Consider the following 11,979-nt stretch of genomic DNA (forward strand, 5'->3'; position numbering starts at 1 on the left):
ATTTATTTACATTTACAGCTAAACAGACGTTAAAAAAAAGTTATAAAAGCACTTATTTTAACATATTCACAAAAAAAGCCTGTCTTTTTTAAGACAGGCTTTAACTAAATGTTTGGTAAACGTTATTTCGTAAACAGCAATTCTCTGTATTTTGTTAATGTCCAGTTTTCATCATCTACTAATAATTCTAATTTATCGCAGTGATTTCTAATATCTTCAAAATAAGGTTTTACTTTATTGCAATAAGCCTCTGCCATTTTTTGAGCATCAGTCAATTGATTAGCTTTCTTTCTTTCATTTGTCATCGCCAATACTTTAGAATTGATTCCTTCAATATGACCTGAGATTTCTTTAATTAAAGTAATTTGCTCTTTTGCAATCGTTTCAAATTCTTTTCCAAAGATTTCTTTTAAGCCTTTGACATTTTCAATTAAAGTATTCTGATAGCGAATTGCTGTCGGAATAACATGATTTCTAGCAATATCTCCTAAAACCCTTCCTTCAATCTGGATTTTCTTGGTATATTCTTCTAATTCAATTTCGTAGCGTGCTTCTGCTTCGACGTGATTAAAGATTCCCAATTCTTCAAATAAATCCAAAGCTTGTTTTGAAACTTTAGCTTTAATGGCTTCTGGAGTTGTTTTAAAATTACTTAAACCTCTTTTCGCTGCTTCTTTTTCCCATGCTTCGCTGTATCCGTCACCTTCAAAAAGAATCTTTTTTGATTGTTTGATGTATTCTCTTAAAACATTAAAAATAGCATCATCTTTTTTCATGTCTTTCGAATCGATAAGATTCTCTACTTCATTTTTAAAATCCTTTAACTGTTTTGCAACAATGGCATTAAGCGTTGTCATGGCATTCGAACAGTTTGCGTTTGAACCAACTGCTCTAAACTCGAATTTATTTCCTGTAAAGGCAAAAGGCGATGTTCTGTTTCTGTCTGTATTATCTAAAAGAACGTCTGGAATTTTTCCGACAACATTCAATTTAAGATCTGTTTTTTCTTCTGGAGATAATTTACCTGTAGTAACACTTTCCAATTCAGACAAAACTTTAGTTAATTGCGCTCCAATAAAAACAGAAATGATTGCAGGTGGTGCTTCATTTGCTCCTAACCTGTGATCATTACTTGCAGTTGCAATAGAAGCTCTTAATAGAGTTTCGTAATCGTTAACCGCTTTTATTGTATTAATAAAGAAAGTCAAAAACTGTAAATTACTCATTGGTGTTTTACTCGGACTCAATAAGTTAACTCCTGTATCTGTAGCCAACGACCAGTTATTGTGTTTTCCAGAACCGTTTACTCCTTTAAAAGGCTTTTCGTGAAACAGCACTTTAAAGTCATGACGTTCTGCCACTCTTTGCATTACATCCATTAATAAAGAGTTGTGATCAACCGCTAAATTGGTTTCTTCAAAAATTGGTGCCAGCTCAAACTGATTTGGAGCGACTTCATTATGACGCGTTTTTACCGGAATTCCCAACAACATACATTCCTGCTCTAAATCTCTCATATAAGTAAGAGCGCGAGTTGGAATTGATCCAAAATAATGATCATCTAACTGCTGTCCTTTTGCAGACGTATGTCCTAATAAGGTTCTTCCTGTCATCATTAAATCAGGGCGAGAATTTGCCAACGCTTTATCGATCAAGAAATATTCCTGCTCCCATCCTAAAGTTGCAGTTACTTTTTTTACGTTTTTATCAAAATATTTACAAACTTCTGTTGCCGCTTCATCAATTGCAGATAGTGCTCTTAATAAAGGTATTTTATTATCTAAAGCTTCACCGGTATAGGCAATAAAAACGGTTGGGATACATAAAGTTGTACCATATATAAATGCTGGAGATGTAGGATCCCAAGCTGTATAACCTCTTGCTTCAAATGTGTTTCTGATTCCTCCGTTTGGAAAACTTGATGCATCTGGCTCCTGCTGCACCAATTGCGCACCACCAAATTTCTCTACAGGATCACTACCGTCATACGATACTTCAAAAAAAGCATCATGCTTTTCTGCAGTAGTTCCTGTTAAAGGTTGAAACCAGTGTGTATAATGTGTTACGCCTTTGGCCAAAGCCCATTCTTTCATACCCATGGCAATATAATCTGCCAGTTTTCTTTCTATTTTAGTTCCATGCTGAATTGCATCTCTCACTCCTTTTAAAGCATCCGAAGTTAAGTACTGCTTCATTGCTTTTTCATTAAACACATTTGAACCAAAAAGATTTGATTTTCTATCCATTTCTTCAAAGTGTACTGGCTTTCTAGTAGAAGCTTCTTTTAAAGCTTGAAAACGTAATGTTGACATGTATATTAATTTTAAGAATTCGTAATAATTTTCATTGAAAAATGAGGAACAAATATAAACAATAAAAGTGCCTGTTTAGAATATAAGTTCCAGATTTTTGAACTACAATTTCTCAACAGATCATGCTTTTTTCAGAGAATAAATAAAGACATTCAAGAAATGTAACAAAAAACAGCAATAATCCCCATTAAATAAACATTTTTTCATAATTCCTTAACCCAAAAAATCAAAAATAGTGCTTAATTATTACGAATTTATTTTTTATAGTGGTTAAAAATTGCTTTTTTAAAAATATACCCCTGCGAAAATTATGCTTCTCTAAAAAATTATACTCCGTAAAACAAAATAGCCCCCTAATTTTTAGGAGTAAAAAAATAAATCTATATTTGACCCAGCGAAAAAACAAAAAAAATAAATTTATATTATTATGGCTAAAATTAAGTTAGAGTACATTTGGTTAGATGGATACGAACCAACTCAAAATCTTAGAAGTAAAACTAAAGTTGAAGAACACGAAAATTTCAAAGGAACATTAGAAGAACTTGGAAATTGGTCATTTGATGGTTCGTCAACAAAACAAGCTGAAGGTGGTTCATCTGACTGTTTGTTAGTTCCTGTTGCAATCTATCCAGATCCAACTCGTATCAACGGATATTTAGTAATGTCTGAAGTTATGTATGCTGACGGAACACCACACCCTTCTAACGGTAGAGCTACTATTGATGATGATAATGATGATTTCTGGTTTGGTTTCGAACAAGAATATTTCATCATGGATACTAAAACTTTATTGCCATTAGGTTTCCCTGTTGGAGGTTATCCTGCTCCACAAGGTATGTACTACTGTTCTGTAGGTGGAAAAAACACTCACGGAAGAAAATTAGTAGAAGAACATGCTGATTTATGTATCGCTGCTGGAATCAACTTTGAAGGTATTAACCAAGAGGTTGCTTGCGGACAATGGGAATTCCAATTATTCGCTAAAGGTGCTAAAAAAGCTGGAGACGAAATTTGGGTTGCTCGTTACTTATTAGACCGTTTGACTGAGAAATATGGTTACTATATTGAATACCACCCAAAACCTCTAGGAGATACTGACTGGAATGGTTCTGGAATGCACGCTAACTTCTCTAACGAAGTTTTAAGAACGTGTGGAGACCAAGCTACTTACGAAAGAATTTGTGAGGCTTTCCGTCCTGTTACTGCTGAGCATATCGCAGTTTACGGAGCTTACAATGACCAACGTTTAACTGGTAAACACGAAACTGCTTCTATCCACGATTTCTCTTATGGAGTTTCAGACAGAGGATGTTCAATCAGAATTCCTTTAATGACTGTTCAAAAAGGATGGAAAGGTTGGTTAGAAGACAGAAGACCAGCTTCAAACGGAGATCCATACAAAATTGCTGCTAGAATTATCAAAACTGTTAAATCAGCAATCTAATTCAAAGCTTAAATTATATTCTAAAAAGTGCCTGCTTAATTGCTGGCACTTTTTTTTTATTTTTTTTAATTCAATCAAACTATTTCAGCATTAAAAACCTTTGATATCAGAAATTTGGGAAGAATTTAATTTTTAAAAAACTTATCTTTGTAAGTCACTATAAAATTCATCACAATGGTCTGGACTTTATTTTTAATAGCTGTTGTTTTAATTCTTGCCTTAGATTTAGGAGTTTTCAATAAAACGCCACATATTATAAGCACCAAAGAAGCCAGTAAATGGACATTGATTTGGGTTACTTTATCCTTCTTGTTTTCGGGAGTAATTTATTGGCTGTACACTACAGACTATATTGCCAATCCTGACAAACTGCTTCCTTCAGCGGCGGCGATGAAGTTCATTACGGGTTATTTAATAGAACTTTCGCTTAGCGTTGACAATATTTTTGTAATTGCAATTATCTTCGCCTCATTCAAAATTCCGCAAAAATACCAGCATCGTGTTTTGTTCTGGGGAATTTTGGGCGCGATTGTCTTCAGAGGCTTAATGATTTTCTTCGGCGTTATGTTGATCAATCAATTCACTTGGACAACTTATTTGTTTGGCGCTTTCTTGATTTTTACCGCTCTAAAAATGCTATTTTCTGGCGAAGATGAAGATTTCCACCCAAAAGATTCTTTTATATATAAACTATTAGGAAAAGTTATTCCGATAACTTCTCACATGGAGCATGAGAAGTTTTTCATCTTAACCGAAAAAGGAAAAAAAGCTGCTACTCCACTTTTCGTTGCTTTAATTGTAATTGAAGTAATGGATGTTTTATTTGCCGTTGACAGTGTTCCGGCGATTCTGGCGATTACTTCAGATCCGTTTTTAGTATTTAGTTCAAATATTTTTGCCATTTTAGGATTGCGTTCTATGTATTTCTTTTTGGCAAATATGCTGACAAAATTCAGTTATTTGGAATACAGTTTAGTAGCAATTTTAGCTTTTGTGGGATTAAAAATGCTTTTACACGATTGGATTCACGTACCAGAATGGGCTTCTTTAGGATTTATAGCCTTGTCACTTTTAGTGGGAATATTGGTTTCTCTTAAATTTGGAAAAGAAAAATTATTGACTGATTCAGATTCTACTGAGCAGTAATTTTTATAAAACATACAATCATACTTTTTGGTCAAAAAGTTACATTAACACCTACAGTCGTAAATGGAACAAATTATAGCTCCGGTCCAATAAATTTAGCATCTATTCCTTATTCAACAATTTCACTAGGGGTCAAAGTAGAAATTCCAGCTAATGTTGCGGTTGGAGATAATGGTACAATAAAAATTTATCTTTCCAAAGGCTTAGCGCTAGGTGGAAGTGTTGCCATTGGTGGCGATGGAGGCTCACTCTATTTTGGAGGTGGAAAAGTTGCCATTAAAGATTTTGTTATCAACTTAAATTGGACAGATTTCCCAACTTCTGGTGGCTATATTTATGCTGAATACAAAAGTGGTACATCTTACAACAGCTCAAGCGTTGCTGTGGTAAAAAACGCAACGATGACATCAGGCACAACTTTAAATCCTCCTGCTGATGCACCAAAGCCAACAAACATACCAAACACAGTATGTTGTGACCAAACCGTCAGAGTAGGGGAAAAACCAGCACCTATAACTGGTTCTAACTATCTTAACCCTTACAAAAACGAGCCTTATGGTATTAATAGTCAATGGTCAATTTCTGGTGGCGACATATTAAATGTAAATAATCAAACAAAAACTTTAGAATTAGATTACATAGCAGAACTAAAAAACATTACTATAACTCGTGCTTTAGGCTATAACTACGGAGGCACTTTCCCTAATAAAAGTAATTCAGTAACAATTAAAGTTGTACCCTCACCAGTATTAAGTAATATAATCACCGCAACAGAACCAATAAATTCAGAAGGTTTTATAGAATTATCAAGTATCAAAAAATTGAATATTACGGGATATACAGCAAAAATTAATTTAAACATTTTAGAAGATCCCTTTCATACTAATCAAAGAACAGATAATATTGTAAATGCGGAGGGATATAAATGGGAATATACAAAAACAAGCTCTGCTCTTGGGGGATATAAAACATGGATTACAATTCCAAATGAAAATTTATCAAATTTAGATTTTTATGACCCCTCCGAAAACTTAAATTCTGAAGATGTATATTATCTAATAAGAAGAGTTGCTGTTTATCAAAACCTAAGTAGCGTAAGTGAACCTATTAAGGTTCTAATTAGAGCTGTGAGATACGAAAATACCATATGTTGCGATCAAATTTTAAAAATAAATTCTCTTACTGAATATGAAAAACCGCAAATAATTACTGGATCAACTCCTATTTTTGAAAGTACAAATATCCCAGGTAATAATTTTAAAATAAATTCGATAATTTACCAATGGCAAGTTCAAAACATTCAAAGAACTCCAACCGCTTGGTCTGACATCGCTGGAGCAACATCTAAAGATTATCTCCCTTCACAACCTCTTACAGTAATTAATAACGGTAGAGGCTCAGGAAACAGCTTTGAAACCTCTTACAACTACAGGAGAATTGCAAAAATTAATTATCAATATTATCATACTATTAATAGTAAATGGGTAAACGAAATAGTATCTAGTTACAGTAATCAGACTTCATTAACAGGCAGTAAAAATGATCCTTATCTAAAAATATACCCAAACCCGACTAGCTCTGTTCTTAATATCGAAAGCACTTCAAATATGACCGATACAGCACTAGTAATTTCAAATATTATGGGTGTCAAAATGAACTCAAATTACTCATTAATAGCACCTAATCTTATAAGTATTGATGTGTCAAATTTACCATTAGGAACTTACTTTATTAGCATTGAAAACAATTCATTAGGATTTAATCAAAGAACATTCATAAAACAATAAAATTTTCAAATCATAAAAAAAAGGAAATCTTACGATTTCCTTTTTTTCTATGGAATAATTTAGTCTAACTTTTTAATATTACTATCATCAATATTATATCTTGCGATTACAGCTTTATAATCTGAATAATCAACTTTTGCTTTTTTGGCATTTATTCCATCGTTACCTATGATAATTACAACTCTAAAAGTTTTTCCCAATCTAAAGCTACTTGGCAACTGTGAATAGTCACTTAAACTACCTTTAATAAAAATTCTAAATTGATTATAGCTAAAAGTATAATTATACTGAGCACTCTCAAGACCATTATTAAAATAATAAACCTGAGGCAATAGTGCCCAAGTATCAACGCCATTTGAACTAACCAATTCATAAACTAGAATATTATCTCCCGAAAGCATCACAGGATCCAAAGGATAAGTAACTGAATAACCATTTGCAGCAGTGAAATCTGGCCCAACTTCAAAAACTTCCGACTCATATACTGGTCCCGGAGGCCCTTCAGGTCCTTCACAGCTTGAAAACACGATTAATCCAACAAGGGCAAATAAGGTAAGTATCTTTTTCATAATATTTGTTTTTTAAAGTTTATAAAAGCATTCCAAAAACCAAACCAAAAATTTTGTTAAACGGGTTTCAGAATAAAATTTTTAATTATTTTTTTGCAACAACCTGATTTTTAAGAAGGATTTTGTTGAAAAATAATATATGGTAAGGTAGTGAATTTTCCCAATAATCCCAAGTATGAGCGCCAGGACGTTCAGTATAATCGTGTTCAACTTTGTTGTAAACCAATCTTCGGTGCAATTCTCTGTTTGGTTCAATTAAAAAATCATCAACACCGCAATCTATAATCAACGGTAATTTATTTGCTTTTATTTTATCCAGCATATTCATAACGGCGTATTGCTCGTACATTTCTGTACTGCCACTTTTATCGCCAAAAACCGGCTGCATTAATTTTACAACTTGAGCCGCCGAATCTCTATTCAGCATTGTACTCATATCTACTGCACCGCTCATACTTCCGGCTGCACAAAATAAATCGGGATGTTTTGCTGAAAGATACAAGGCACCGTGACCTCCCATTGAAAGTCCGGTAATCACTCTTCCGTTTTTATTACTAATGGTTCGGTAAGTTTTGTCTACTTTCTGAATTACTTCCTGAGTTATAAAGGTTTCAAACTGACTTTCTTTATTCACTGGACTGTCGAGATAAAAACTAAACACTTCACCCTCGGGCATCACAATAATCATATTGTACTGATCTGACAAAGTTTGAACTAATTTTTTGTTTGGCGTATTTTTTAACCAGTCGCTAAAATGTCCGTAAGCACCATGTAAAAGATACATAACCGGAAAAGCCGATTTGCTTTTAGCATAAGAATTTGGTAAAACTACAGCCGCTTTGTAAGTTTTGCCCATAGCGGTACTAGCAACTTGCAAAGTGTCAACTTTTGCTGCGTATGTCATAGTAGTCGCGCAAAGCAAAAACACAGACAACAGCATTTTAAATTTCTTCATTTTAATATATTTTTTTTCTGATTAGGGAATGTAAATATACCTTTTTCAAAATAAAATATATGAAAAATCCGACTGCTTTTCTGCAAAAAAGAAATAGCCACGAATTCACGAATTTTATCAATTCTTGAAGACATGGCTAAAAATTATGCTACCAGCAATATAAAAAGTACTAACTAATTATAATCTTGTGTTCCAAACGATATTGCGATGCGCTTTTACCTGTATATTGTTTGAAAGATTTGCTAAAATGGCTGAAATTATTAAAGCCGCTTTCGTAGCAAACTTCATTAATACTGATTTGTTTTTCGGCTAAAAGCTTCGAAGCGTGAACCAAACGATATTCATTTACAAATTCGGTAAACGTTTTATTTGAAATCTTTTTGAAATAACGGCAAAACGAAGGCGTCGTCATACTAACCAGATTTGAAATCTCGTCAATAGCAATCGATTCCTGAAAATGATCTTTAACATAATTAAAAACCACATTCATACGATCACTGTCCTGTGTCTGCAACTCTAACGAAAATCCGTCAGCGTTTAAAACTGTATATTCTTCAGATGACTCTAATTCATCTAAAATACTCAAAAGTGTCAGCAAGCGCTCAAAAGGAACCTGATGCTCCATCATTTCGATTTTTTTGCCAATCTGTTTTTTAGTCTCTCCGTTAAAAGCAATTCCGGCTTTTGACTGACTAAGAATATTTTGCACCCTTTTCATTTCGGGAGCAACAAAAAAATCATTACCTAAAAATTCAGGTTTAATATGAATAACGGTTTCTTTTTTATTTCCCGTTTGTTCATTTGTAAAACCACAATGCGGCAAATTTGCACCTATTAATATCAAATCTCCATTTGTGTAATAAGAAACATGGCTTCCTATTTGTCTTTTTCCCGCACCTCCATTAATATAAACCAACTCAATTTCTGGATGATAATGCCATAAATGGGCTTTACTGTTGGTCTTTTCGGCATGTTTAGTGTAGGTAAAAGAACTTCCGTATGAGTTTGATATCACTTCCAGAGCTGGGGCGACTGTTTTCATGATATATATCTTTAAAAAATAATAGCAAATTTAACAAAAACACCTAAAATAATTCAAATTTTAACCTATAACGGTTTCGTAAATGAGAATTATTCACGAAAACAAACAAAATAGCGTTGTTGATTTTATACCAAAATAGCCTTTTTTTTAGGGTCTGATTTTTTTATCCATGATTTTTTCAAAATATCATATTTAAAACCACTTTTTTATATTGATATAGCATTTCTGTAAGAAAACAGGAATATTTTAACAAACTCTATTTTCATCAAAACATTGAAAAATATTAGCGCAATTAACAAAAACACCTAAAATAATTCAAATTTTAACCTATATCGGTTTCGTAAATGAGAATATAGCATATAAATTGGAAAATAGAGTTGTGTTTAAAAAGCAGCTCTTGAAGTAATTTTACATCAGAGAAATGAACTAATAATTTAAACATAGAGAATTATGAAAACGATTTTAAAATTAAGTTTAGTAGTTGCGGTATTATTATCAGGATTAAATACTTATGCAATTAATGGTGAAGGAGAATTTGGTCTTCATGTATTAAAAGGAAATGGTAAACTAATTACGTTTGCTTTAAACCAGACAAAAAAAGCTAATTTGTCAATTTACGATAAAGCTGGTACTTTATTATATTCTGAAAATGCATCTGGAAAAGATGGTATCTTAAGAACTTTCAGTTTAGAAGAATTTCCAGCAGGAACTTATTACTTAGAAGTTGAAGACAGCGTTAAAAAAGTAAGACACGAAATTACAATTACTGATGATGCTACAGTTTTATCATCAAAAGCAATTTCATCTGTTTACAAAACTGCTGAAAAAAATACAAGCGTAGCAGTACGCTAAAAAAGTTATACTCGAACACAGTATAAAAATGAGGTTAGATAGTTAGTAAAGTTTAAAAACCGTCAGGTTTTAGAAACAGCTCTTTGTGGTTATTGAGCTGTTTTTTTTTGCTTTAAACTTTTTCTTAAAGATACTAAGGTTCTAAGATGCTAAGGTTCTAAGGTTTTGCCAACTTCAATTTAAGACTATGCTCCGCGTTTTTGCTTTGGTTCTTTGTAAACAAATTATCAATTCAATGCAAAGTCAAAATCATCAAAACTTTAAAAAATAATTACCCAATTAACATAATCATTAAATTAAACTCAAAATTTAACCTATAACGGTTTCGTAAATGAGAATATAGCATCGAAATCAGCAAATAGAGTTGTACAAAAATCATTATATCGTAACTAATTTAGCATCAGAGAATTAGATCTATTAATTTAAAAACTAATGCTATGAAAAATTTAAAATTAAGTTTAGTGTGTGCAGTGCTTTTCACAGGAATGAGCGCTTTTGCAATTGACGGGAACGATAATTTGAACGTTCACGTGTTAAAAACAAATGGTAAACTGATCACGTTTGCACTTAATCAAGTTAAAAAAGCAAACGTAGCAATTTACGACAAAGATGGAACTCTAATTTATTCAGAAAGTGCTACTGGTAAAGATGGAATTTTGAGAACTTTTAATTTAGAAGAATTTCCAGAAGGAACTTACTATTTAGAAGTAGAAGATAATGTAAAGAAAGTAAAACATGAAATTACTATTACTGATGAAAAAACAGTTTTATCAGCAAAAGCAATTTCGTCTGTTTACAAATCAGGATTTTCTAAAAATACAAGCGTAGCTGCACGTTAAATATGATGCTTGTATTAAAAAAACAAATTAGATTTTATATTCTTTAAAACAGCTTTCTATATCAAGGGAGCTGTTTTTTTTTGCATCGTTTTTTTTGCTGACTGGTTTCAGGATTTTAATTTGAAAAAATCAGGATTTCTCTTTTCTACACCGAAAATCCTTATTATGAGTCAATTAAAAACTTTGAAAAATAAGAACCAATTTAACAAAAACACCGAATATAATTCAAACTTTAACCTATATCGGTTTCGTAAATGAGAATACAGCATAGAAATTTGCAAATAGAGTTGTGTTGAAAAAGCGATATCAAGAGTAATTTAGCATCAGATAATTAGAACTATTAATTTAATAACTAAGATTATGAAAAAGATTTTAAGATTAAGTTTAGTATGTGCAGTACTTTTTGCAGGAAGCAGCGCTTTTGCAATCGGCGGGAATGACAATTTGAACGTTCACGTGTTGAAAGGAAATGGAAAACTAATTACGTTCGCTCTTAATCAGGTTACAAAAGCCAATTTAGCGATTTATGACAAAAATGGAGAATTGATTTACTCTGAAACTGCTTCAGGTAAAGACGGAATCCTAAGAACTTTTAGCTTAGAAGAGTTTCCAGAAGGAACTTACTATCTAGAGATTGAAGACAGTACAAAAAAAGTAAGACACGAAATTATTATTACTGGTGATACCTCAATTTTATCATCAAAAGCAATTTCGTCAGTTTATAAAGCAGGTAACGCTGCTAAAAATACTAGTGTAGCAGTACACTAAAAAAGTTATACTTCTCATAAGAGTATAAGGTTAGATAGTTAGTAAAAACGTGATTGTTTTACAAACAGCTCTTTGTGGTTATTGAGCTGTTTTTTTATGCCTAATTTTTACCTTATTTATGTACTTCTTTATTTTTTCACAAAACATTTCCTAATAATTTTAAAAGTCTGATTTCTACACTTTTAAAAAATTTCATCAAAAAAAATCCAAAAACAACGTTTTTTCGTATATAATGTAAGAAAATTATTGAAACATCTTCAATTCA

Annotated in this window: 10 protein-coding genes; 6 read left to right on the forward strand and 4 right to left on the reverse strand. The window is 32.2% G+C overall.

Features of this window, described 5'->3' with window-relative positions; translation table 11 throughout:
- Window positions 1-122 precede the first annotated feature (122 nt).
- Window positions 123-2,312, reverse strand: a complete 2,190-nt coding sequence (locus tag EV145_RS09855) for a glutamine synthetase III (protein WP_133525046.1) — start codon at window positions 2,310-2,312, stop codon at window positions 123-125.
- Between the two features lie 427 nt (window positions 2,313-2,739).
- Here EV145_RS09855 and EV145_RS09860 point away from each other — a divergent pair, with 427 nt between their 5' ends.
- The 3 genes from EV145_RS09860 to EV145_RS09870 all read left to right on the forward strand — a co-directional run bounded on the left by EV145_RS09860 (window position 2,740) and on the right by EV145_RS09870 (window position 6,689).
- The gene (locus tag EV145_RS09860; protein WP_133525047.1) at window positions 2,740-3,756 is read left to right on the forward strand and encodes a glutamine synthetase beta-grasp domain-containing protein; all 1,017 of its coding nucleotides are present in this window, start codon (window positions 2,740-2,742) and stop codon (window positions 3,754-3,756) included.
- Window positions 3,757-3,930: 174 nt separating this feature from the next.
- On the forward strand, window positions 3,931-4,902 hold the full coding sequence (locus tag EV145_RS09865; protein ID WP_133525048.1) for a TerC family protein: 972 nt from the start codon (window positions 3,931-3,933) through the stop codon (window positions 4,900-4,902).
- 401 nt (window positions 4,903-5,303) lie between these two features.
- The gene (locus EV145_RS09870) at window positions 5,304-6,689 is read left to right on the forward strand and encodes a T9SS type A sorting domain-containing protein (protein WP_243739242.1); all 1,386 of its coding nucleotides are present in this window, start codon (window positions 5,304-5,306) and stop codon (window positions 6,687-6,689) included.
- A 59-nt stretch (window positions 6,690-6,748) separates the two neighbouring features.
- Here EV145_RS09870 and EV145_RS09875 read toward each other — a convergent pair whose 3' ends face one another.
- From EV145_RS09875 to EV145_RS09885, 3 genes are all read right to left on the reverse strand, one after another.
- Window positions 6,749-7,258, reverse strand: coding sequence for a hypothetical protein (locus EV145_RS09875; protein ID WP_133525050.1), 510 nt, complete (start codon window positions 7,256-7,258; stop codon window positions 6,749-6,751).
- Between the two features lie 85 nt (window positions 7,259-7,343).
- Complete coding sequence (locus EV145_RS09880; protein ID WP_133525051.1) at window positions 7,344-8,213, reverse strand: alpha/beta hydrolase; 870 nt, start codon at window positions 8,211-8,213, stop codon at window positions 7,344-7,346.
- 169 nt (window positions 8,214-8,382) lie between these two features.
- The gene (locus tag EV145_RS09885; RefSeq protein ID WP_133525052.1) at window positions 8,383-9,255 is read right to left on the reverse strand and encodes an AraC family transcriptional regulator; all 873 of its coding nucleotides are present in this window, start codon (window positions 9,253-9,255) and stop codon (window positions 8,383-8,385) included.
- Between the two features lie 450 nt (window positions 9,256-9,705).
- Here EV145_RS09885 and EV145_RS09890 point away from each other — a divergent pair, with 450 nt between their 5' ends.
- The 3 genes from EV145_RS09890 (at window position 9,706) to EV145_RS09900 (ending at window position 11,714) form a co-directional block, all read left to right on the forward strand.
- Window positions 9,706-10,107 (forward strand): T9SS type A sorting domain-containing protein, encoded by a 402-nt coding sequence (locus tag EV145_RS09890; RefSeq protein WP_133525053.1) that lies wholly within the window; start codon window positions 9,706-9,708, stop codon window positions 10,105-10,107.
- 437 nt (window positions 10,108-10,544) lie between these two features.
- Window positions 10,545-10,946: a T9SS type A sorting domain-containing protein gene (locus EV145_RS09895; protein WP_133525054.1), complete on the forward strand. Its 402-nt coding sequence runs from the start codon at window positions 10,545-10,547 to the stop codon at window positions 10,944-10,946.
- Between the two features lie 360 nt (window positions 10,947-11,306).
- The gene (locus tag EV145_RS09900) at window positions 11,307-11,714 is read left to right on the forward strand and encodes a T9SS type A sorting domain-containing protein (RefSeq protein WP_133525055.1); all 408 of its coding nucleotides are present in this window, start codon (window positions 11,307-11,309) and stop codon (window positions 11,712-11,714) included.
- Window positions 11,715-11,979: the final 265 nt, after the last annotated feature.

This window comes from Flavobacterium sp. 245 (assembly GCF_004362055.1).
Classification (GTDB): domain Bacteria; phylum Bacteroidota; class Bacteroidia; order Flavobacteriales; family Flavobacteriaceae; genus Flavobacterium.

What these genes read in the sequence shown, in the direction of transcription:
- EV145_RS09855 (WP_133525046.1), bottom strand. Translation starts at nt 2,312, where the DNA reads ATGTCAACATTACGTTTTCAAGCTTTAAAAGAAGCTTCTACTAGAAAG.
- EV145_RS09860 (WP_133525047.1), top strand. Translation starts at nt 2,740, where the DNA reads ATGGCTAAAATTAAGTTAGAGTACATTTGGTTAGATGGATACGAACCA.
- EV145_RS09865 (WP_133525048.1), top strand. Translation starts at nt 3,931, where the DNA reads ATGGTCTGGACTTTATTTTTAATAGCTGTTGTTTTAATTCTTGCCTTA.
- EV145_RS09870 (WP_243739242.1), top strand. Translation starts at nt 5,304, where the DNA reads ATGACATCAGGCACAACTTTAAATCCTCCTGCTGATGCACCAAAGCCA.
- EV145_RS09875 (WP_133525050.1), bottom strand. Translation starts at nt 7,258, where the DNA reads ATGAAAAAGATACTTACCTTATTTGCCCTTGTTGGATTAATCGTGTTT.
- EV145_RS09880 (WP_133525051.1), bottom strand. Translation starts at nt 8,213, where the DNA reads ATGAAGAAATTTAAAATGCTGTTGTCTGTGTTTTTGCTTTGCGCGACT.
- EV145_RS09885 (WP_133525052.1), bottom strand. Translation starts at nt 9,255, where the DNA reads ATGAAAACAGTCGCCCCAGCTCTGGAAGTGATATCAAACTCATACGGA.
- EV145_RS09890 (WP_133525053.1), top strand. Translation starts at nt 9,706, where the DNA reads ATGAAAACGATTTTAAAATTAAGTTTAGTAGTTGCGGTATTATTATCA.
- EV145_RS09895 (WP_133525054.1), top strand. Translation starts at nt 10,545, where the DNA reads ATGAAAAATTTAAAATTAAGTTTAGTGTGTGCAGTGCTTTTCACAGGA.
- EV145_RS09900 (WP_133525055.1), top strand. Translation starts at nt 11,307, where the DNA reads ATGAAAAAGATTTTAAGATTAAGTTTAGTATGTGCAGTACTTTTTGCA.